Below are 22,375 nucleotides of genomic sequence, written 5' to 3'. Positions count from 1 at the left end.
CAAGAGGCTTTTTTTAGTATGTTCACAAAAGCTCGAGCAGGCTAAACAGAAAGAAAGGATGCCCAAATGGACAGTTTTGATAAAGGCTGGTTTGTACTACAAACCTACTCAGGATATGAAAACAAGGTAAAAGAGAATCTTTTGCAACGTGCGCAAACTTACAATATGTTAGAAAATATCTTGCGTGTAGAGATTCCAACTCAAACCGTACAAGTTGAGAAAAATGGTAAAACAAAAGAAATCGAAGAAAACCGATTCCCAGGTTATGTCTTGGTAGAAATGGTCATGACAGATGAAGCTTGGTTTGTCGTTCGGAATACACCGAACGTTACTGGTTTCGTCGGATCACACGGGAACCGTTCAAAACCAACCCCATTGTTGGAAGAAGAAATCCGCAGTATCTTGCTCTCTATGGGTCAAACTGTTCAAGAGTTTGATTTGGATGTCAAGGTGGGCGATACAGTTCGTATCATCGACGGTGCCTTCACAGACTATACTGGTAAGATCACTGAAATTGATAACAACAAGGTGAAAATGGTCATTTCTATGTTCGGTAACGATACGGTTGCAGAAGTGAACTTGAACCAAATTGCTGAATTGTAAGAAACGAAATGAGGCTGGGACAAAAGTCCTAGCCTCTCAATTATTTTTGGATTGTCGAGCAAGACGCAGTGGTTGAGTGGGCTCTACTACGCTGATTTCATCAGCTTTTACAGCCCTACTCAACTGTGCGGAGGTGGGACGACGAAATCGAATTCTAACGAATTACCGATTTCTGTCCCACTCTCTCTTTTCTTCGATGTTTTTTTAGATCGGTAACAATTTTAAAGTACTTGGTAGTTGCAGCAGATAGGACAATTACAATTTTATCATTTTTTGGGGACCCTTGGTTTACATAGAGTATTTGTTAGGATTTTTTGAGGTGTGCTTGGCATAGAAAAGAAGAGCTTTAGGAAATCCATCATTAAGAAAGAAACCTGAAGTGCAACAAAAAAACCCCTATTGCTAGGGGAATTTTTAAAAGATAAAAGATGATAAAAAATTTTATTATCAAGGCGGTAGACGGATTTGAACCGACGATCAAGCTTTTGCAGAGCCGTGCCTTACCACTTGGCTATACCGCCATAACAAATATTATTGTAACCTAAAAAATAAGATTGGTCAAGAAAAACTTTTTGGCTCAAATGATTGTAGAAGGAGGAAGTTGAAAAAATCTCTCAAATGGCTTGCGAATTCTAGGGATTTCTGCTATACTTATAGAGTTGTCTAAAACAACAAAATACTCATCTCGGATCCATTGTGGCGCCGTTGCCCTTGTGGTCGTGCTGCAAGTTGACGTCTGAGAGAGGAGAAAAAAACAAAAAAGGAGAACTTACTCATGGCAGTAATTTCAATGAAACAACTTCTTGAGGCTGGTGTACACTTTGGTCACCAAACTCGTCGCTGGAACCCTAAGATGGCTAAGTACATCTTCACAGAACGTAACGGAATCCACGTTATCGACTTGCAACAAACTGTAAAATATGCAGACCAAGCATACGACTTCATGCGTGATGCAGCTGCAAACGATGCAGTGATCTTGTTCGTAGGTACTAAGAAACAAGCTGCTGATGCTGTTGCAGAAGAAGCTGTTCGTTCAGGTCAATACTTCATCAACCACCGTTGGTTGGGTGGAACTCTTACTAACTGGGGAACAATCCAAAAACGTATCGCTCGTTTGAAAGAAATCAAACGCATGGAAGAAGATGGAACTTTTGAAGTTCTTCCTAAGAAAGAAGTTGCATTGTTGAACAAACAACGCGCTCGTCTTGAAAAATTCTTGGGCGGTATCGAAGACATGCCTCGTATCCCAGACGTAATGTACGTTGTGGATCCACATAAAGAACAAATCGCTGTTAAAGAAGCTAAGAAATTGGGTATCCCAGTTGTAGCGATGGTCGACACAAACACTGACCCAGATGATATCGATGTTATCATCCCAGCGAACGATGACGCTATCCGCGCTGTTAAATTGATCACTGCGAAAATGGCTGACGCTGTTATCGAAGGACGTCAAGGTGAAGACAGTGTTGCTACAGTAGAAGCTGAATTGGCAGCTACTGAAGGTCAAGCTGATTCAATCGAAGAAATCGTTGAAGTTGTAGAAGGCGACAACGCTTAATTTCATTCAATAAGTAACGAACCTAAGAGGGCAGGGCTCAGCCCGACCCTCTTATTTTATTAAAAAATATAGGAGAATCAAAATGGCAGAAATTACAGCTAAGCTTGTAAAAGAATTGCGTGAAAAATCTGGTGCCGGTGTCATGGACGCTAAAAAGGCATTGGTTGAAGTTGAAGGTGATATCGAAAAAGCGATTGAATTGCTTCGCGAAAAAGGTATGGCTAAAGCAGCTAAAAAAGCTGACCGTGTTGCCGCTGAAGGTTTGACTGGTGTTTATGTAGACGGAAATGTTGCAGCAGTAGTTGAAGTAAATGCTGAAACTGACTTCGTTGCGAAAAACGCTCAATTCGTTGAATTGGTGAACGCAACAGCGAAAGTGATCGCTGAAGGTAAACCAGCTAACAACGAAGAAGCTCTTGCTTTGACAATGCCTTCAGGTGAAACTCTTGAAGCTGCATACGTATCTGCAACAGCTACAATCGGTGAAAAAATTTCATTCCGTCGTTTTGCTTTGCTTGAAAAAACAGATGCACAACACTTCGGTGCTTACCAACACAACGGTGGACGTATCGGTGTTATCTCTGTGATCGAAGGTGGAGATGAAGCACTTGCTAAACAAATCTCAATGCACATCGCTGCAATGAAACCAACTGTTCTTTCATACAAAGAATTGGATGAACAATTCGTGAAAGATGAATTGGCACAATTGAATCACGTTATCGACCAAGATAACGAAAGCCGTGCAATGGTTGGTAAACCAGCTCTTCCACACTTGAAATTCGGTTCAAAAGCACAATTGACTGACGAAGTGGTTGCTCAAGCTGAAGAAGATATCAAAGCTGAATTGGTAGCTGAAGGTAAACCAGAAAAAATTTGGGATAAAATCATCCCAGGTAAAATGGATCGCTTCTTCTTGGACAACACAAAAGTTGACCAAGCCTACACTCTTCTTGCACAAGTCTACATCATGGATGACAGCAAGACAGTGGAAGCTTACCTTGAATCAGTAAATGCTTCAGTTATCGAATTCGTTCGTTTTGAAGTTGGTGAAGGTATTGAAAAAGCTTCAAATGACTTTGAAGCAGAAGTTGCAGCTACAATGGCAGCAGCTCTTAATAACTAAGAATAAAAAAATAAGAGGTTTCGAAGGGAACCTCTTTTTTGTGTGGAAAATATCTTATATCATTGTTTAAGCTGTTTTATAATATTAAACAAACTTTGTTTTCAAAAATAACAGACGTTACCGGAGATTCATCCAAATATTTTCTGAAACTTTCCGCCGTGAGAAAAGTGCTTGAAACTTTAGGTTCAAAACTAATTGAACACGGGCTGCGGATTGTGTCAAAAAGATAAGTTTTCCTAGAATCTAAAGATTCTTCGTTAAACTTCCTATTTTGACTTTATCCGCAGACGCCCTTTGTATCTTGATTAGTCATAGAACTTCATAGAAGTTCGCTGACGTCCGTACTTACCTAAGGAAAGATTCAGAGAAAATATTATGTGAATTGATATCATGGGCTCATTCTTTTGCTTAATGTGCGAAGGTATCGATTCCTAAGAGCAGGGACAGGGTTCCCATGATGAGGCCGGCTAGGATCACTCCCAGCATGACTGCGAGGCTACTGCGTTTGAAGTCCCAGTCAAGGATAGAAGCTGCAAGGGCACCAGTCCAGGCACCAGTTCCCGGAAGAGGAATCCCCACAAAGAGCAATAAGGCCCAGAAGATTCCCTTGTCTCCTGCAGCTTTTTCTAATTTCTGTCCGCCTCTATGCCCTTTATTGAGACACCAGCTAAAAAAGCCTCCGATGATCGGTTTTTTTGCGCCCCAAGTGAGGATATGGCGGGCGAAGAAGAAGATCAGAGGGACAGGGAGAAGATTTCCGATCACTCCGATTAGGAGCGCTGTCCATAAGGGAATACCATTTGCAATGGCAAAAGGGATGGCCCCGCGCAATTCAACAAGGGGAACCATGGAGATTAGGAATGTAAAGATATATTTCATTGGTCAAGCCTTTCGATTAGTCTTCTTCATTCTATCGTATCTTCTTTCAATTGGCAACAATTCCAGCTTTGGAATAATCTTTTTAAATCTTTTATCTTGACTTTCTGATGGAGGAAGCATATAATAAAGATATAGTTAATTAGAATCATTATAAAAAGGAGAAACGATATGACAACTATGAAACATGAAGCAGCTACTGATGTAGCAACTTTTGCACCTTCTAATAAAGAAACTCTTCCAGAAACAAAAGCCCTCTTGAACCAAGTCGTAGCAGATCTCTACGTCGCTCACATTGCCCTTCACCAAGTACACTGGTATATGCGTGGACGTGGCTTTATGGTTTGGCATCCAAAAATGGACGAATACATGGACAGCTTGGATGCAACCTTGGATGAAGTGAGCGAACGCTTGATCACTCTTGGTGGCGCTCCTTATTCTAGCATGACTGAATTTTTGGAACACAGCAATATTGAAGAACGCCGTGGAACATTTACGAAAAATGTAGAAGAAAGCTTAACACGTGTTCTTGAAATCTTCCATTACCTAGATGGACTTTACCAAAAAGCTTTGGATGTTACCGACGCTGAAGGCGACGATGTAACCAACGATATCTTTGTTGGGGCAAAAGCAGAGCTTGAAAAGAACATTTGGATGCTTGCTGCTGAACTTGGTCAAGAACCAGGATTATAAGAGAAACGATAAAAGAGAGTGGGACAGAAATCGGTAATTCGTTAGAATTCGATTTCGTCGTCCCACCTCCGCACAGTTGAGTAGGGCTGTAAAAGCTGATGAAATCAGCGTAGTGAAGCCCACTCAACCACTGCGTCTTGCTCGACAATCCAAAAATAATTGAGAGGCTAGGACTTTTGTCCCAGCCTCTTTTTTGGGTTACGGAGATTTCCACTAATTAAAGGAGTTCTTAATCTAACTATAGTTGGAGTGAAATTGGGACCTATCGGTCCTCTTTTTTTGGTATAGTTAATATGTGATTTTTGGAAGCGTCTACGATTGTAAGAAAGCGCTTACAAATAAGAGTTTTAATCCTAAGAGGAGGTTTTTATGGGAAAGTCTTTTTTTGAAAAGCGTCCTGTTTTTAGTATTCGTAAGCTCTCAGTTGGAGCTTGTTCTGTTGTGATTGGGATTTCTGCCTTGGGTCTTTCAAGGGTCCATGCGGAAGAAAAGCCAGCCCTCGAAAGTGAACCGACTTCGATGGAGACACTAAGTGTTGTGACGGAAAACTCAGAAACGGAAGTTCCTGAAGCTGGTGCAAGGGTTTCAGAAGCTCCAGCTGTCATCACCCCTACCAGAGCTGAGGAAAAGCCAGCGCCTCAAGGCGAAGGCCAGCCCGTTTCAGCTTCATCTGAGCGTGCTACAGGAACAGAAGAAACAGCTGCTCCAGACCAAAATCGTGTAGCGGAGGATATTGTGCAAGATCGAGAACGTGATTTTAATAAAGATTGGTATTTTAAATTAAATGCAGCTCCTGGTGCAGAAGGGCGTCAAGTGGATGTCAAGGATTGGAAAAAATTAGATCTTCCTCATGACTGGTCTATTTTCTTTGATTTCGATCACAACTCTCCTGCTCAAAATGAAGGGGGGCAATTAAACGGAGGGGATGCTTGGTATCGTAAGACCTTCCGTTTGGACGACAAAGATCTAGATAAGAAGGTCCGCTTGGAATTTGGCGGGGTTTATATGGATTCCAAAGTCTATGTAAACGGACAATTCGTCGGTCATTATCCAAATGGCTACAATGCCTTTTCTTATGATATTACCCCTTATTTGAATGCGGATGGAAGCGAGAATACCATTGCGGTTCATGTGGTCAATCAACAACCAAGTAGCCGTTGGTATTCAGGTAGTGGGATTTACCGGGATGTTAAGCTGAGTGTAACGGACAAGGTTCATTTAGCGCAGTATGGGACTACGATTACGACCCCTCAGTTGGAAAAACAGCAAAATGGGGCAGTAGATACAGTGGTGAAGAGTCGCATTGTTAACCAGGATGATCAAGCCCATAGTATTTATGCAGAATATGAAATTGTCGATCAAAATGGCCAAGTGGTGAGCGAAAAAACGCGCAGTGAAGCACAAGCTGTTCTAGCAGGTCAAGAGATCAACCTATCTCAAACCTTGCATGTTGAAAAACCAACCCTCTGGGATGTGAAAACGGATCATCCAGCTCTCTATACCTTGTATACGCGGGTTTATCGGGATTCGCAGTTGGTCGATGTGCAAAAGGAACGCTTTGGCTATCGCTATCTGAACTGGACGCCAGAAGGTGGCTTCTTCCTCAATGGGGTGGCGACGAAATTCCACGGGGTATCTCTTCACCATGACCACGGGGCTCTTGGAGCTGAGGAAAATTACAAGGCTGAATACCGTCGTCTCAAACAGATGAAGGATATGGGAGTCAATGCGATCCGGACGACCCACAACCCAGCGAGTGAACAAACTTTGCAAATTGCAGCTGAGTTGGGCTTGATGGTCCAAGAAGAAGCTTTTGATACCTGGTATGGTGGCAAGAAACAATACGATTACGGTCGTTTCTTTGAAAAGGATGCCACTCACCCAGAAGCACGGAAAGGCGATACTTGGTCCGATTACGATCTACGGACCATGGTAGAGCGGGGCAAGAACAATCCAGCCATTGTCATGTGGTCGATCGGTAACGAAGTCGGTGAAGCAGATGGTTCAGACAAATCTGTCGCAACTGTTCGTCGGTTGGTCAAGACCATCAAGAACGTGGATGCAACCCGCTATGTCACTATGGGAGCCGATAAATTCCGCTTTGGTGATGGCTCAGGAGGCCATGAAAAGGTAGCAGCAGAGCTTGATGCGGTTGGCTTCAACTATTCAGAAGCCAACTATGAAAGCTTACGGGCGAAACATCCACACTGGCTCATTTATGGTTCTGAAACCTCTTCTGCGACGCGGACACGGGGCTCTTACTACCATCCTGAAAGAGAATGGGTAGGAAGCAACCAAGAAGACCGCCACTATGAACAATCAGACTACGGCAATGACCGGGTTGGTTGGGGTCGGACAGCGACAGCCTCTTGGACCTTTGACCGTGATCATGCCGGCTATGCAGGACAATTTATCTGGACCGGTACCGACTATATCGGTGAGCCAACCCCATGGCACAACCAAAATGACACACCTGTGAAAAGTTCTTATTTCGGTATTGTCGATACTGCCGGCCTTCCAAAGAATGATTTTTATCTTTACCAAAGTCAATGGGTATCGGCTGAGAAACATCCGATGGTCCATCTTTTGCCACATTGGAACTGGGACAATCCAGAATTAGCCAATCGTGTCATGGATGAAGAAGGTCGGATTCCTGTTCGTGCCTTCTCCAATGCCCACAGTGTGGAATTGATTGTCAATGGGGAATCACAAGGAGTGAAGACCTTTACCAAGAAGACCACAGCTGATGGCCGGACTTACCAAGAAGGGGCAAATCCGGATGAACTCTATCTAGAGTGGTTGGTCCCTTATGTACCAGGTAAAGTGGAAGCTATTGCGCGCAACGAAGCAGGAGAAGTGATCGCGAAAGATCAAGTCGAAACAGCCGGCAAGGCTGCGGGTGTTCGTTTGTTGAAAGAAGAACATGCGATCGCAGCGGACGGTAAGGATTTGACCTATATTACCTATGAAATCGTCGATAAAGAAGGTCGTGTCGTACCAACAGCCAATAATTTGGTGCATTTCCATTTGCATGGACAGGGCCAAATTGTTGGTGTCGATAATGGGGAACAAGCCAGCCGTGAACGCTACAAAGCGCAGGAAGATGGCTCATGGCAACGCAAAGCCTTCAATGGCAAAGGGGTTGTGATTGTCAAATCAACTGAGCAGGCGGGTGCCTTTACTCTGTATGCAGACTCAGATCGCTTGCAATCAGACCAAGTCAGCCTCTTTACAGGTAAGAAGGACCAAGCAGAACGCACTGTATTAGGTGTGGAACCTGTTCGACAAAGTGCTTATCTAGGAGAAGAACCAACCTTGCCAAGTAAGGTCAATGTGGTCTATAGCGATGGCAAAGCCCAAGAAGAAGCCGTTGAATGGGATGCGGCAGACTATAGCCGTGCTGGCCAAGTCCGTGTGACAGGTCATGTTCAAGGACGCACGGTCGAAGCTCTGGTCGATGTGATCGGCGTGGAACAAGTCCTTCCAGTCATCAAACAAATCCCACAGGGAGCAAATCTAGCGACGGTGGATAAGGCTGTGCAATTAGTTTTCACCGATGGGACCACTGCCCACTATGAGGTCGATCAATGGACCTTGGAAGCTGGTCAAGAAGATCAGTTGTCCACACCAGGAGCACGCTTGAAAGCGACAGGACTCCTAGGCAATGGGGAAACGGTCCAAGCGACACTAGTGGTTGCAGGAGGAGATGTAGCCGAGGCTAAGAAACCAACGGTTCAGCTAGATGGAGTAGCTCTTCCAAAATTTGGTAGTGGCAACCATACTATTTTCCGTTCCCTCGCTTATGGTCAAGAGCCAGGTCAAGTCACAGCAAGTGCAGAAAATGCCCAAGTGACGGTCCTACAAGCTAGCCGCGAAAATGGTTTGAAAGCTCAAATCTTTGTAACTGCTAAGGATACGGGAGCAGTACAGACCTATGTGGTACAATTCCAAGAAGAAAGTCCACGGATTGAGCGCCTAGAATTGCGTCTGCCAGAAGGGCAAGAACTCAAGGAAGACCAAACGGTACCACTTGAAGTCATTGCCCATTACCAAGATGGTAGTCTAGCGAGTCTGAAAGCAGATCAAATCGATGTGAAGACAAGAGCTGGTAGTCAAGGAAAAGCAGTTACGACTAAGAAAGGTTTGGAATTGCGGGAAGCAGGGCTGGTTCATTTAGAAGCCAACTTCCAAGGACAAACAGGAGAAGTCAGCTTTACCATCACGCCAAATCCAGAAGAAAAGACGGTTGTCAAGGTGCGTCCTGTACGAATCAGTACCGATCGAAACATGTTGCCAGCTCTTCCAGAAACCGTCTTGGTTGAGTATGACAAGGGATTCCCTAAAGAAAAACACGTGACCTGGGATGCTGTAACAGCGGATCAGGTTAGGGATTACCATAGCTTTACAGTCACCGGTCATGTAGAGGGTGTGGAGAAAGAAGCCCAAGCTCAAGTGACGGTTGAAGGCATTATCGCTGTAGAAGAAGTCAGCACTACCACTCCAGTCGGCGAAAAACCAGCTCTTCCAGAAAGCGTACGGACCTATCACTCTAATGGCAAGACCTATACTGCCAAGGTGGCATGGGATGCGGTCGATCCGCAACTCTTGGCCAAAGAAGGAGAAGTTATCCTCTCTGGTCGTGTAGAAGGAACCGATCTTTCAACGCGTCTTCATATTCGTGTTTCCGCAAACACAGTCAAGGGGGCCAACGTAGCAGAGCAATGGACAGGCTCTGTCTTGCCACTCGCTTTTGCAAGTGATTCTAACGATGCGGATCCAGTTGCTAAGGTCAATGATAAGGTCATCTCCTTTACCGATGCTCCAGCTAACCGTTGGACCAACTGGGGCCGTGATAATGCGGAAGATTCGGTTGGGATCTTGTTTGGGGATTCTGGTATCTTGACTAAGCGAGCAGTGGACAACCTCCATGTAGGTTTCCACGAAGACCACGGCGTTGGAGCTCCAAGTGAATATGTGATTGAGTACTATACAGGGGAACAAATCCCAACAGTTCCAAGCAATCCAAATCGTGTTAAAGACGAAACAGACCATCCATTTAACAATCCAGCTAACTGGAAAGAAGTCAGCAACCTAACCGTTGAAGAACCGGTAGCAGCTGGCAAGATGAATCATTTCAGTTTTGATAAAGTCGACACCTATGCCGTTCGGATCCGCATGAAGACACCAGAAGGCAAACGTGGAAGCTCTATTTCAGAGATTCAGGTATTTGCCAATAAGGTTGCGGCAGAAGAAAAGAGCCAGGTGACCATTCGTGTCAACGGTGAGGTTTTACCAGGTGTTAATCCAAGTGTGACCGATTACTACATCGATGCGCGTGATCGGGCTTATCCACAAGTGGAAGCGACAGCCAGCCATCACGGTCTTGCAACGGTTGTGCCAAGTGTCCATGAAGGGGAGCCAATCCGTGTCATCCATAAAGCAGAAGACGGCACCATCTTACAAGAATACCGCCTCCATCTCACAAGCGATGCAGAAAAATTGAAACAAGCTGTCCCAGTAGCAGTGGAAGCAGGTAGCCGTTTTGTGAAAGTCGGTCAAGATCTGGTTCTACCATCTACCGTAGGCGTTTACTTCCAAGGGGACACAGGCTATGAACGCAAGGAACTTACGGTGGACTGGCAGGCTATCCCAGCTGATGCGCTTTCTCACGAAGGTAGCTTCACGTTAGAAGGAAAGGTCCTCGGTTATGATCTGACAGCTCAGCTGACTGTCCGGGTGTCAGAAAAGACAGGAGAGAACCTTTCTGTGAACCGTGACTACAATGCAGAGGATACCAGGGCATTTGCCAGTGAAACCAATGATCTCGATCCAAATCAAATCGACTATATCGATTACATCAACGATGGTGGCTACAACGAATACTATCGTTGGACCAACTGGAAGAGAGAACCAGAACAAACCGAAGCCTTTGCTGGTCTCATCTTCAAGAAAAATGGTCAAGTAACAGAGCGTTTGGTCAATAAAGTAGCGGTCGACTTCTTTGCAGATCAGGAAACAGGCCTACCAACGAAAACCGTTCTTGAACGCTATATTGGTCCAGACTTTGAGGTTCCGGATGATTATGGCAATCTGAAGAATCTTCCAGATCATCCATTTAACCAAGCCTCTAACTGGGAAGAAATTCCTTATAGCTTAGATTATGACTTTGAAGCTGGCTATATCTCTAACCTCAGCTTCAATGAAACCAGAACCAAAGCCATCCGTTTAAGAATGGTTCGTGATGAAAATCTTAAAGGAATCGGAATCATTGAATTGAGTGCCTATGCCCCAACAGAAGAGGCTCAGGCAACAACTGATGTCACGATCCAAGTCAATGGCAAAGATCTAGAAGGCTTTAAACCAGATGTGACAGATTATCATCTAGAGTATGAGGGGGATCGTCCAATCGTTTCAGCACAAGGCAAGAATGGAACAGCCGTTACGGTCATCGATGCTAAAAGTGCCAATGCTCCGGTTCTTGTCAAGGTTGTCTCAGAAGATGGCAAGCTCGAAAAAGTATATCAACTTTCTCTATCCGCAAAAGCACCTACAGGCTCAGCCATTCCCGAAGAAGGGGTTAAGAATCTGGTCCACACCAAACCAGAGTTGGTGATTGAGCCAGAAGAGATGGACTTTGAACGCCTAGAACGTCCAAATGCGGATCTTCCAAAAGGTGAGAAACGTGTGGTTCAAGAAGGTCAAAAAGGCCGCAAATTGCGCTTGGTGGAAGTTTCTCAAGAAAATGGTGTGGAAAGCCGGAAGGAACTGGATGCCTTTGTAGAGCTAGATCCAGTGGCAGAAATCACAGAGGTGGGCACGAAAGAAGTGCTTCCAGACACTCCACAACCAGAACCACAACCGCAGCCAGAGCCACAACCGCTTCCGAACCCAGAGACTTCTCATGTCTCAGAAGGACCAGTAGCTACCGCAACTCCTCAAGCATCTCTTGAGGTCAAAGCGGTGCGCCAGGAAGGGACAGATGCAGCAGGGGAGGAAGTCGAGAAAACCGCTCAAACACCAGCAGTTTCAGCTGCTCCAGTTTCCGAAGGTAGATTACCAAATACGGGAACGGAAGAAAGCGTCGCAAGCCTCGTTGCTGGAATCCTAGCAGCAGGCCTTGCCAGTGCTGTGCTGGACGATCAGAAAAAAAGATCCAAAAAGGCCAAGTAAGACGGCTAGAGAAACTAGTAAAAAACGGTGAAAAGTTCACAGGTAAAAGAAGGAGGATGGGAAGCCCCACCCTCTTTACCTGATGACATAAAGGAATAGAATATGGGAAAAAGATTAGTTGATCAGAGAATTCGATTTGGCATTCGTAAACTCTCGGTAGGCGTCTGCTCGGTAGTCGTAGCGACTTGTTTTTTAGGAGCTACTACCAGTTACGCAGAGGAACAAGCTGAGAATAGTGAACCACGTGAAGAACGGGTTGAAACAAGCGATGTCGATCACCAAGGAAAGGAGGAGAAAACTGTGAACGAGCACCAAGAAGAATCAGAGCATGCCTCAGCAGCTACTAGTGAGAAAGAAAACGGCGCAGTCAGTCAAGGGACAGAAGCAAGCCAACCAGCCACTTCTCTAGATGAGGAGCCTGAGATTGCAGACTATGGTCCGCTTCCAAGCAAGGCCCAAATGCAATACCACCGCGAAGAACTAGCAGCCTTCATCCACTTTGGGATGAATACCTACTACGATCGTGAATGGGGAGATGGGCAAGAAGACCCTTATTATTTTTATCCAGAGCATCTGGATACCGATCAGTGGATCAAAACACTCAAGGACGCGGGCTTCAAACGGACCATCATGGTCGTCAAGCACCATGATGGCTTCCTCTTGTACCCTTCCAAATACACCGACCATACCATTGCCAAAAGTGGTTGGAAAGATGGAAAAGGCGATGTCCTAGCCGAGGTTTCTGCTTCTGCCAGCAAGTATGACATGGGCATGGGGGTCTATCTCTCTCCTTGGGATGCTCACAGCCCGCTCTACCATGTGGATACAGAGGACCAATACAATGAATACTATCTCAACCAGCTTAAGGAAATCCTTGAAGATCCAAAATATGGGAACAAGGGTAAATTCGTAGAAGTCTGGATGGATGGAGCGCGTGGCGATGGGGCTCAAAAAGTCACCTATACCTTTGACAAGTGGTTTGAAGCCATTCGCAAGGCCCAAGGGGATATTGCCATCTTCTCAGCTGAGCCGACCAATGTTCGTTGGATTGGAAATGAAAAGGGGATTGCCGGAGATCCGGTTTGGCAAAAGGTCAATCCAGATAAGATCCGCAACAATCCATCTAATAGTTACCTCAATCACGGGGATCCGGAAGGGAAGCAATACTCAGTGGGAGAAGCGGATGTTTCTATTCGCTCCGGCTGGTTTTATCATGACAATCAAGAGCCTAAGTCCTTGCGCGAATTGATGGACATTTACTTCAAATCGGTCGGCCGTGGAACCCCGCTTCTGCTCAATATTCCACCCAACCAAGACGGGAAATTTGCGGATGCCGATGTGGCCCGTTTGAAAGAATTCCGTCAGACCTTGGACCAACTCTACAGTGTGAACTATGCGGCAGGAGCTTTAGTAGAAGCTGACTCGACACGATGCAATCCGCTCTACAAGGCCAGCCATTTGACAGATGGCGATGAAAAGACCAGTTGGGCACCTGCAGATGATGCCAAGACCGGCTCTTTTGTTCTCGATCTTGGAAAAGAGCGACACTTTGATGTAGTAGAGCTCAAAGAAACGATTGAGAAAGGCCAACGGATTTCCGGTTTTACTATTGATGTGGCAGTGAATGGCCAATGGGTTCCTTATGGAGCTGGTTCAACTGTGGGATACCGCCGATTGATCAAAGGGCAACCAGTTGATAGTCGCTATATCCGGGTGTCCATCACTGATGCCCAAGCTACTCCAATCTTGAACGGAGTCTCTGTCTATAAGACCCCAGCTAGCATTGAAGAAACCGATGGCTATCCGCTTGGTTTGACTTATCATTCTGATCGGACAGCTGAGCGGGCCAATGGCCAGTGGAATGAAGAGGGAGAAGGTGTTCGAGGCACCTCTATGTGGACCAAGAAAAAGGGAGCTTCGGTGACCTATCAATTTGAAGGCACCAAAGCCTATGTGGTCGCAACTGTCGACCCTGGTCACGGGGAAATGGATGTCTATGTCGATGGCCAAAAGCTAGCGACCGTCAATACCCAAAGTCCAAGCCGCAAACGTAGCCAAAAGGTCTATGAAACACCGGACTTGGCAGCAGGATCCCACACCTTGACCTTGGTCAATAGCAAGGGAGATGCGATCGCAACGGAAGGGATTTATGCTCTCAATAACCAAGAAAAGGGTCTCTTTGAGTTTGCTCAGCCAACCCTAGCCGTTAAGAAAGGCGACCCAGCGCAAGTCGTCGTCAAGAGAAAAGGTGGCTCTAAAGGAAGTGCCAGTCTGAAATTAATCACAGAACCAGGAACAGGGGTTCATGGTAAGGTCTACAAAGATACCAATGTCACCCTTGAGTTCGCTGATGGCGAAACAGAAAAAACAGTCCAAGTTCCAACCCTTGATTTTGCAGGAAAAGCGACCGACGTCTATGACTTTAAGGTCAAATTGCTCCATCCGGATCAAGGAAGTCTGGTCGGCTTTATTCCAGAACTGACAGTCCAAGTAATGAACGAGGACCAGTTGCCAAAAAATCGCAAAGAAGTAGATGACCAAGATCCGAAACTGCACTATAGCCAAGGTTGGCACCATGAGACGGACAACAAAGACTTCTCAAATGGCACAGAATCTTGGTCGAGCTTTAACCAAGTGACCGATGAAGAAGGCAAGAAACACATTGAAGTGACCATCACTTTTAAGGGAACCGGTGTGGAGGTCCGAGGAGTAGTCGACCCAAGTCATGGTCTCTACAGCGTCACTCTGGATGGAAAAGAAATAGCCTTCGAAGAAGGGCGTGGCCATGATTATGAGATCGACGGCGACCATTATTTCAGTGGCTATGGAGACCAACGCAAGCTCGACCAGAGTTTGGTCAATCTGCAAGGTCTAGCAAAAGGCTACCACCAGCTACGCTTGCACCTAGATCCAGCCCTCAATGACCCTCAGTCATCTAGAGCCATCCAGGTAGATCGATTTATCCTATCAGGGAAAGATAGCCAGTTGCTCAGTCAAGAAGAGCTACAACAGATCATCAGAGAAGGAGTAGAAAAGATCAAGGCTACTTCTCTCGAGCGCTTGAAAGCAGACCTCAAACCGACGGTTCAAGGACAATTGACGGACTTGACGCAGTTGTTGGATCAAGAGCGACCAGATTTGGTTGCTGCAGCTAATCAAGTGGAAGCCCTTGAAACTATCTTAGAAGATGCTCGCAATTATGAACCGCTGACGCAGACACGACCAGATCAAGGTGTTCGGGATTTGATTCTTGAAAAACCAGAACTTCTCATCGAAGCGGAGGAGATTCCATTTGAGAGTCAAACACGTGAGAACAAGGACTTGGCCAAGGGCGAGAGCCGGATCCTTCAAGCAGGGAAGGTCGGACGCCGGCTGAAATTGATTGAGGTTCGACAAGAAGAAGGCAAAGAAATTCGGACAGAAGTCGATGCCTTTGTCGAAGTGGAGGCTCAGGACCAGATCACAGAAGTCGGAACGAAGGAAGCGGAAGAAAGTTCGTTGATAGCTGATATGCCGACTCCTACCACTCCTGTCACTCCAAGTAAGGAGCAGCCAGAAGTTATGACTCTTTCTCAAACAGAAGACAAAAAAGAAAAAGAAAGACCCGTTCTCTTGCAACTGAAAACCCCAGAAGCAGTTTCTGTTTTGACTTCAGACCATTCGGAAAAAGAAGGTGTTGAAAGTCCGACTCTGCAATCGGAAGGAAAACTTCCTCAAACCGGTACAAAAGAAAGTGGTTTCTTTGCTTGGTTAGGCCTTCTTGGTCTAGGATTCTTGGGCGGAGGCGCGAAATTCGCTCGTCGCAAAGAGTAGTTCATTCTTGTCATAAGAGAGTGGGACAGAAATCGGGAATTCGTTAGAATTCGATTTCGTCGTCCCACCTCCGCACAGTTGAGTAGGGCTGTAAAAGCTGATGAAATCAGCGTAGTAGAGCCCACTCAACCACTGCGTCTTGCTCGACAATCCAAAAATAATTGAGAGGCTAGGACTTTTGTCCCACTCTCTTTTATTTTCTCCTTTCCTTAAGAGATTCCTATTTCCATGGAGTCTTTGCTTTATTTACAGCCGTAAAAATTGTATAATAGTCAAATAAGGTCAATGATGAGAAGGAACACTCCAAGGCCATTTTTTATGGGCCAAAGAACAGAGCATCCATCTAGAAAAAAACAAGCCAGAAAGGAGCATCATGGCAAATAAGAACACATCTGATAGCATCGAAGCTTATATTAAGGCCTTGCTGGCTCAAGCTGGCATGGCAGAGCTCAAAAGAAGTGAGTTAGCCGATGTCTTTCAGGTCGTACCCAGTCAGATTAACTATGTCATTAAGACTCGTTTTACCGAGAGCCGAGGCTATATTGTAGAGAGCAAGCGCGGTGGTGGTGGCTATATCCGCATTGGCAAGGTCCAGTTTTCAGATCACCATCAGATGCTCCAAGACTTGGCAGCCAATATTGGAGAGACCATCAGCCAGCAGGTCTTCAATGATATCCTCCAGATGCTCTATGAAGAAAAATTATTGACAAAACGTGAGGCTCAGCTCTTGCTTGCGACGACCTCCGATGAGGTCCTAGGTCGAGATGCTCTCATCCTACGAGCAACGATGCTGAAAAAAATCATTCAACAAGTAGATAGAAAAGGAAATACCGACTAGATGAACTATTCAACAGCACTGTTAGAAAGTATAGAAGCGGCCCAAATACTAGCAGGCCACTATCAGGGGCATACCTTAGATACTTGGCATCTCCTGACGGCTATGGCCAATAATCCCTATAGCGTGGCAGGTTCTGTACTGAACGATTATCCTATGCAGATCGATGAGTTTCAGGATGCAGCGGAGCATATTACAGGTCAAGCTTTTCAAAGCGACAATCGGTATGAAATCTTCCCATTTTCTTATCGGATGGAAGCGATTATGAAGCACGCAAGAGAGATTGCCCAGGTCCTTCATGCCAAGACTTTGGGAACAGAGCATGTGCTCCTCTCTCTTCTAGCAGACCGTGGGACCTTGGCTAGCCAAGTCATGGAGTTTGCCGGCTTTGCCTTTACAGAGCAAGACAAGGGAGTTCCTATTGCCTCCCTTCGCAAGAATTTAGAAGACAAGGCAGGCTGGGACAAGAATGATATCAAAGCCATTCGGAGTCTTTATCGGGCTCAAAACCCTAACCGCCAAACCATGGGAAATATGATGGGCATGCCCCCAAGCACCAGTGGAGGTCTTGAAGATTATACCCGTGATTTGACAGAAATGGCGCGGGCAGGCCAGATTGAGCCTGTGATCGGCCGGGATGCAGAGATTTCACGCATGATCCAAATCCTCAGCCGCAAGACGAAGAACAATCCTGTATTGGTGGGAGAAGCAGGGGTCGGGAAAACCGCCCTTGCATTAGGTCTGGCCCAGCGTGTCGCTAGTGGCAATGTTCCAGCTGAAATCGCACAAATGCGTGTCCTGGAATTGGATCTCATGAATGTCGTTGCAGGGACGCGCTTCCGTGGAGACTTCGAAGAACGGATGAACAATATCATCCAGGACATCGAAGAAGACGGTCACGTGATTCTCTTTATCGATGAACTGCATACCATTATGGGGTCAGGATCCGGCATTGATTCGACCCTAGACGCAGCCAATATTCTAAAACCAGCCTTGGCACGAGGAACCTTGCGTACAGTTGGAGCAACGACCCAAGATGAGTACCAAAAGCATATCGAAAAAGATGCAGCCCTCTCTCGGCGTTTTGCGAAAGTCACCATTGAAGAGCCAAGTGTTGCAGATAGCATCCAAATTCTCCAAGGCTTGAAAGAGACCTATCAGGACCACCATCATGTGACCATTACTGATGAAGCGATCGAAACAGCTGTCAAATATGCCCACCGCTATTTGACCAGCCGTCAATTGCCAGATTCAGCCATTGATCTCTTGGATGAAGCGGCAGCTACCGTACAAAACCGCGATTCCAACGGTCATGTAAAAGAAGAGTTGACCGCCTTGGATCGGGCCTTGATGGATGGCAAGTGGAAGAAAGCAGCCCAACTCTTAGAAGTAGAGGCCGCTCCCATTGTCTACAAAAAAGAAGTCACTGACCAAGATGTCTTGGTGACCTTGAGCCAATTATCGGGTATTCCAACTCAAAAACTGACCCAAACCGATGCCAAGAAGTACCTAAACTTAGAAGCAGAATTGCACAAGCGCGTGATTGGTCAAGACCAAGCCGTTTCGAGTATCAGTCGGGCTATTCGACGCAATCAATCAGGTATTCGTAGCAATAAACGTCCGATCGGTTCTTTCATGTTCCTAGGACCTACCGGTGTCGGAAAAACAGAGCTAGCCAAAGCTTTGGCAGAAGTTCTGTTTGATGATGAATCGGCCCTCATCCGTTTTGATATGAGTGAGTACATGGAAAAATTTGCGGCTAGCCGCCTCAACGGTGCCCCTCCAGGCTATGTGGGCTACGAAGAAGGAGGCGAATTGACCGAGAAAGTTCGCAACAAACCATATTCAGTTCTCTTATTTGATGAGGTGGAAAAAGCCCACCCAGATATTTTTAATGTCCTTTTGCAAGTCTTGGATGACGGAGTCTTAACCGATAGCAAAGGCCGGAAGATTGATTTCTCCAATACCATTATCATCATGACCTCAAATCTGGGAGCAACAGCCCTTCGGGATGATAAGACAGTTGGCTTTGGTGCCAAAGATATTCGCTTTGATCAGGCCAATATGGAAAAACGCATGTTTGAAGAGTTGAAGAAGACCTATCGTCCAGAGTTTATCAACCGGATTGATGAAAAGGTGGTCTTCCATAGTCTCTCAAGCGAGGACATGCAGCAGGTGGTGAAAGTCATGGTCAAACCGCTCATCGCGACCTTGGCCGAACAAGACATGACTCTCAAATTCCAGCCTTCAGCGCTCAAGTTGCTAGCAACCAAAGGCTACGATCCAGAAATGGGAGCTCGCCCACTGCGTCGTGTCTTGCAGACCGAAGTGGAAGATCAACTAGCAGAGCTATTGCTGAAAGGGCAAGCCCAAGAAGGGCAAACCATCAAGGTTGGAACGACAGCCGGAACGATCAAGTTCGAGATTGTCTAGGAGGACGTCATGACGCTTCAGCGATTAACCCGTATTTCGCTTTTGGCGGCCCTTTGTGTCGCTCTACGTCAGGCTTTTGCCCCTTTTCCAAATGTCCAACCTATTTCTGCCATCTTTTTTCTCTTAGTGATATTTGAAGGGTATAGCTTTGCTTTTCTTGTGATGATGATCACCATGTTTGTCTCCGCCTTTTTCCTGGGGATGAGCCTGATTGTGTTCTTTCAGATTGTCGCCTTTGGTTGCTTGATGCTCCTTTGGCGTATCTGTTACAAGTGGTTGCCCTTTGTCCTTCAGATCCTTTTTGTGGGCCTACTGTCCTTTGCTTATGGGGTCTTGATCGATAGTGTTTATGCCTTGATTTACCATATTCCTTGGTGGACCTATGCTTTGGTCAATGGTTTTAGTTTTAACCTTGCCCATGCTCTGTCGACGATCATTTTCTATCCCATTATCTATCAAATCTTTAGGAGATTTTATGTTGAAAAAAATCATTTCTAGCTTGATGACCTTACTTGCAGCTCTTCTTTTAGCGAGTTGCGCTCCGTCTCATAGCACAAACAATCAAACAACTGCTTCTAGCACAGAAGTTGCCAAGAAAAACGAAATTTCGATTACAATTAGCGTGACGCCAGAAGGTCAAAAAGCGCAATCGAAAACCTTGAAAGTGGCAGAAGAGAGTAACCTCATGAAAGTGCTCAAAGCCAACTACAAGATTGAAGAAAAAAATGGCATGATCACCTCGATTGACGGTCACAGCCAAGATGAAGCCAAAGGTCTTTACTGGATGTACAAGATCAATGGCGAAATGGCTCCAAAAGGTGCTGCTGAAACCACTGTTAAAAAAGGAGACAAGATCGAATTCTATCAAGAAGTGTATCAATAATGAGGAGCTGGACAGTGTGTCCGGCTTCAGATTAAAGATAAAGTTATCTTAGAAACTTTCCTTAGGTGAGTACGGACGTCAGCGAACTTCGAAGAAGTTCCATGACTTAGTTTTGGACCTAAGGTTCCAAAACTCCCGAGTGCTAGAAACAATAGTGTTTCTAGCACTTTTCTCACAGCGGAAAGTTTCAGTAGATCATTGAGTACCCCTAACGAATAAAATTATATTATCTTTATAGGAGGTATTATATTTGTATAAAAGAACAATTTGTCTACGTGCTCTAGTCGGCTAGTTTGTCCGGCTTTTTTTGTTAAAGTTTAGGAGCTTATTTAAAACTTCTTTCAAATTAGAAAAATATTTGAGAAACTATTGACAGCCTCATATAACAGTGTTACAATAATGTTACAAAATATTACAAATGTTACAAAAGAGGTTTTGTTATGAAAAACAAAAAAATCATTTCCCTAGCAGCCCTAGCCTTGACAGCTATTCTTTTCCTAGGAGCTTGTGGCGGGAATAAAGAAGAAAAAACTTCAGAAGCAAGCAGTTCAAAGACCAGTCAAGTCAAACAAACAAGCTCTTCTAAGAAAAAAGTGATCACTAGTAAAGATCCGATTGCCTCTTCATCCTCTGATAGCAAATCAGAAGAAAGTCATACCGTTGGTAGCAAAAATAACCAAGCTGCAGCTAGTCAAACACCTGCTCCAGCTGAAGAAGCGACACCAGCAGCACCCGTAACAAAAGAAGTAGCCACTCCAGCAACACCAGCGAAAGCAAAATTGCCAAGTCTAGAAGACGGTCATGCCCATGCTAAGAAGCAAGCTTCTGCTACGGAGAATGCCCAATACAAGGGAGTCTATTCGGTAGCAGCAGGGGATTTCTCTGCAGCAGCTGGGAATTGGTCTGACAAACGCGACACTGGAGTTACTATTGGCCAAGGTGGTCAAGTGACCATCCAACTTCCTGGGGGCCAACCCGTAGCCTATGGTATCAGCGCTTATAACTATACTTTGGATGATGGTCATTACCATGCTAATCTCTCAGCAGGCGATGGGTCTGCAGCGACTCTAGATATCGTAGTTGGAAAAGATGGCTCTGTGTCCAGTGTGACAGTTCTGAAAGACGGTGTCAGCCACTCCCTCACTCGTGAATAAAATTCGAAAGATCTGAAAGGATAAGCTTCTCTTTTCAGATCTTTTTTTGTTGGTTCGAATAAAAATATATTTTTTTATAAAAAACTATTGACAGATAGAAAATATAGTTTATAATAAAAACATAAAGAAAATCTATTTATAAAAAATTATAAAAAGGAGTCAGTATGAAAAAAGAAAGAATTGCCCTGGTTTTTGGAACCTTTGCGCCTCTTCATCAAGGGCATATTGACCTGATCCAGCGGGCCAAGCGTCAGTGTGATCGCGTTCGTGTCATCGTTTCTGGTTATGAAGGGGATCGTGGCGAAGAAGTGGGATTGACCTTACAAAAACGCTTCCGTTATATCCGCGAAGCCTTCTCTAATGATGAATTGACTCAAATCTATAAGCTAGATGAGACGAAACTTCCTCGTTATCCCTTGGGCTGGGAGCCTTGGTTACAGACAGCCCTAAACACCATCCAGTATCAAACAGAGACAGAAGAGTTGATCTTTTATGTGGGGGAGAAAGCTTACAAGGAAGAGTTGGAAGCGAGAGGGTTTGAAGTTCACTTAGAGGAGCGTCGCTTCGGGATCTCTGCCACCATGATCCGGGAAAATCCAAGCAAATACTGGAAATACATCGCCCAGCCCTTCCGTCGCCAGTTCACGAAAAAAGTCTTGATCATGGGGAGCGCCAGCAACGGGAAAACGACCCTTGCAAAGGACTTAGCCCGCTTTTACGATGCACCTGTTAGTCTTGAGTATGCCCGTGAATACCAGATCAAGAACAATGTTCGAGATGATGAGCTCACTCCAAAAGATTACTATTACCTACTCTTAGGACAGTATGATCAAACCTCCAAGCTCATCGATAGTAGTGCCAATCGAGGCCTTGTCATCGCAGATACCAATTCCCTGGTGACCAAGGGTTATTACGACTACTACATGGAGGTCGAAGGTCAGGATACCAGCATGACCGATACCTTCGATAACCTCTTTGTCAGTATTCTCTCCAAAGAAAAATGGGATTTGATCCTCTTTGTACAGCCGATCGGCTCTTATGTCAATGATGGTTTCCGAGACATGACCATGGCTGACGAAGAGATCCGTACCAGCTTTTCAAATTACCTGGACCAATTGCGCCAGCAATACCTAGGAAACATTCCGACCACTTTCCTCGCATCAGACTACCTCGGCAACTACGAAGAAGCCAAGAAGGTGATCGATGCCATCTACCAAGCCGACTGAGGAGCAGC

13 protein-coding genes and 1 tRNA gene are annotated in these 22,375 nt (G+C 45.4%); 12 read left to right on the top strand and 2 right to left on the bottom strand.

Annotated elements, in window-relative coordinates; all coding sequences use genetic code 11:
* Positions 1–66 precede the first annotated feature (66 nt).
* Positions 67–603: a transcription termination/antitermination protein NusG gene (nusG, locus tag HMPREF0833_RS06700; RefSeq protein ID WP_003002077.1), complete on the top strand. Its 537-nt coding sequence runs from the start codon at positions 67–69 to the stop codon at positions 601–603.
* 450 nt (positions 604–1,053) lie between these two features.
* On the opposite strand, the gene HMPREF0833_RS06695 is transcribed toward nusG, so the two are convergent.
* Positions 1,054–1,124, bottom strand: a tRNA-Cys gene (locus HMPREF0833_RS06695).
* A gap of 254 nt (positions 1,125–1,378) precedes the next feature.
* Here HMPREF0833_RS06695 and rpsB point away from each other — a divergent pair.
* Complete coding sequence (gene rpsB, locus HMPREF0833_RS06690; RefSeq protein ID WP_003016971.1) at positions 1,379–2,161, top strand: 30S ribosomal protein S2; 783 nt, start codon at positions 1,379–1,381, stop codon at positions 2,159–2,161.
* 82 nt (positions 2,162–2,243) lie between these two features.
* On the top strand, positions 2,244–3,284 hold the full coding sequence (gene tsf / locus HMPREF0833_RS06685) for a translation elongation factor Ts (protein WP_003016974.1): 1,041 nt from the start codon (positions 2,244–2,246) through the stop codon (positions 3,282–3,284).
* A gap of 408 nt (positions 3,285–3,692) precedes the next feature.
* Here the strand turns inward: tsf and HMPREF0833_RS06680 are convergent, their stop codons facing one another.
* Positions 3,693–4,163 carry a COG2426 family protein gene (locus HMPREF0833_RS06680; protein WP_003002130.1) on the bottom strand — a complete coding sequence of 157 codons (471 nt, stop codon included), beginning with the start codon at positions 4,161–4,163 and terminating at the stop codon, positions 3,693–3,695.
* Positions 4,164–4,331: 168 nt separating this feature from the next.
* Here HMPREF0833_RS06680 and HMPREF0833_RS06675 point away from each other — a divergent pair, with 168 nt between their 5' ends.
* The 9 genes from HMPREF0833_RS06675 (at position 4,332) to HMPREF0833_RS06635 (ending at position 22,367) form a co-directional block, all read left to right on the top strand.
* Complete coding sequence (locus tag HMPREF0833_RS06675) at positions 4,332–4,853, top strand: Dps family protein (protein ID WP_013904287.1); 522 nt, start codon at positions 4,332–4,334, stop codon at positions 4,851–4,853.
* A 369-nt stretch (positions 4,854–5,222) separates the two neighbouring features.
* The gene (locus HMPREF0833_RS06670) at positions 5,223–12,023 is read left to right on the top strand and encodes an Ig-like domain-containing protein (protein ID WP_013904286.1); all 6,801 of its coding nucleotides are present in this window, start codon (positions 5,223–5,225) and stop codon (positions 12,021–12,023) included.
* Positions 12,024–12,125: 102 nt separating this feature from the next.
* Positions 12,126–15,836, top strand: a complete 3,711-nt coding sequence (locus HMPREF0833_RS06665) for an alpha-L-fucosidase (protein WP_013904285.1) — start codon at positions 12,126–12,128, stop codon at positions 15,834–15,836.
* 373 nt (positions 15,837–16,209) lie between these two features.
* Complete coding sequence (locus HMPREF0833_RS06660) at positions 16,210–16,674, top strand: CtsR family transcriptional regulator (RefSeq protein ID WP_003002068.1); 465 nt, start codon at positions 16,210–16,212, stop codon at positions 16,672–16,674.
* Positions 16,675–19,104, top strand: coding sequence for an ATP-dependent Clp protease ATP-binding subunit (locus tag HMPREF0833_RS06655; protein WP_013904284.1), 2,430 nt, complete (start codon positions 16,675–16,677; stop codon positions 19,102–19,104).
* A gap of 9 nt (positions 19,105–19,113) precedes the next feature.
* Positions 19,114–19,602, top strand: a complete 489-nt coding sequence (locus HMPREF0833_RS06650) for a hypothetical protein (protein ID WP_013904283.1) — start codon at positions 19,114–19,116, stop codon at positions 19,600–19,602.
* Positions 19,580–19,987 (top strand): DUF4430 domain-containing protein, encoded by a 408-nt coding sequence (locus tag HMPREF0833_RS06645; protein ID WP_013904282.1) that lies wholly within the window; start codon positions 19,580–19,582, stop codon positions 19,985–19,987. The genes HMPREF0833_RS06650 and HMPREF0833_RS06645 overlap by 23 nt, the downstream gene beginning before the upstream one ends.
* Positions 19,988–20,427: 440 nt before the next feature.
* Positions 20,428–21,141, top strand: a complete 714-nt coding sequence (locus tag HMPREF0833_RS06640) for a hypothetical protein (RefSeq protein ID WP_003015121.1) — start codon at positions 20,428–20,430, stop codon at positions 21,139–21,141.
* A 164-nt stretch (positions 21,142–21,305) separates the two neighbouring features.
* Positions 21,306–22,367, top strand: coding sequence for an AAA family ATPase (locus HMPREF0833_RS06635; protein WP_013904281.1), 1,062 nt, complete (start codon positions 21,306–21,308; stop codon positions 22,365–22,367).
* The last annotated feature ends 8 nt before the right edge of the window (positions 22,368–22,375 follow it).

Origin of the sequence: Streptococcus parasanguinis ATCC 15912 (assembly GCF_000164675.2) — a bacterium.
Taxonomy (GTDB): Bacteria; Bacillota; Bacilli; order Lactobacillales; family Streptococcaceae; genus Streptococcus; species Streptococcus parasanguinis.
This window is presented reverse-complemented; position numbering and strand designations above follow the sequence as displayed.

Excerpts from the sequence above, each read along its gene's own strand:
- nusG (WP_003002077.1), top strand. The coding sequence starts at position 67 with ATGGACAGTTTTGATAAAGGCTGGTTTGTACTACAAACCTACTCAGGA.
- rpsB (WP_003016971.1), top strand. The coding sequence starts at position 1,379 with ATGGCAGTAATTTCAATGAAACAACTTCTTGAGGCTGGTGTACACTTT.
- tsf (WP_003016974.1), top strand. The coding sequence starts at position 2,244 with ATGGCAGAAATTACAGCTAAGCTTGTAAAAGAATTGCGTGAAAAATCT.
- HMPREF0833_RS06680 (WP_003002130.1), bottom strand. The coding sequence starts at position 4,163 with ATGAAATATATCTTTACATTCCTAATCTCCATGGTTCCCCTTGTTGAA.
- HMPREF0833_RS06675 (WP_013904287.1), top strand. The coding sequence starts at position 4,332 with ATGACAACTATGAAACATGAAGCAGCTACTGATGTAGCAACTTTTGCA.
- HMPREF0833_RS06670 (WP_013904286.1), top strand. The coding sequence starts at position 5,223 with ATGGGAAAGTCTTTTTTTGAAAAGCGTCCTGTTTTTAGTATTCGTAAG.
- HMPREF0833_RS06665 (WP_013904285.1), top strand. The coding sequence starts at position 12,126 with ATGGGAAAAAGATTAGTTGATCAGAGAATTCGATTTGGCATTCGTAAA.
- HMPREF0833_RS06660 (WP_003002068.1), top strand. The coding sequence starts at position 16,210 with ATGGCAAATAAGAACACATCTGATAGCATCGAAGCTTATATTAAGGCC.
- HMPREF0833_RS06655 (WP_013904284.1), top strand. The coding sequence starts at position 16,675 with ATGAACTATTCAACAGCACTGTTAGAAAGTATAGAAGCGGCCCAAATA.
- HMPREF0833_RS06650 (WP_013904283.1), top strand. The coding sequence starts at position 19,114 with ATGACGCTTCAGCGATTAACCCGTATTTCGCTTTTGGCGGCCCTTTGT.
- HMPREF0833_RS06645 (WP_013904282.1), top strand. The coding sequence starts at position 19,580 with ATGTTGAAAAAAATCATTTCTAGCTTGATGACCTTACTTGCAGCTCTT.
- HMPREF0833_RS06640 (WP_003015121.1), top strand. The coding sequence starts at position 20,428 with ATGAAAAACAAAAAAATCATTTCCCTAGCAGCCCTAGCCTTGACAGCT.
- HMPREF0833_RS06635 (WP_013904281.1), top strand. The coding sequence starts at position 21,306 with ATGAAAAAAGAAAGAATTGCCCTGGTTTTTGGAACCTTTGCGCCTCTT.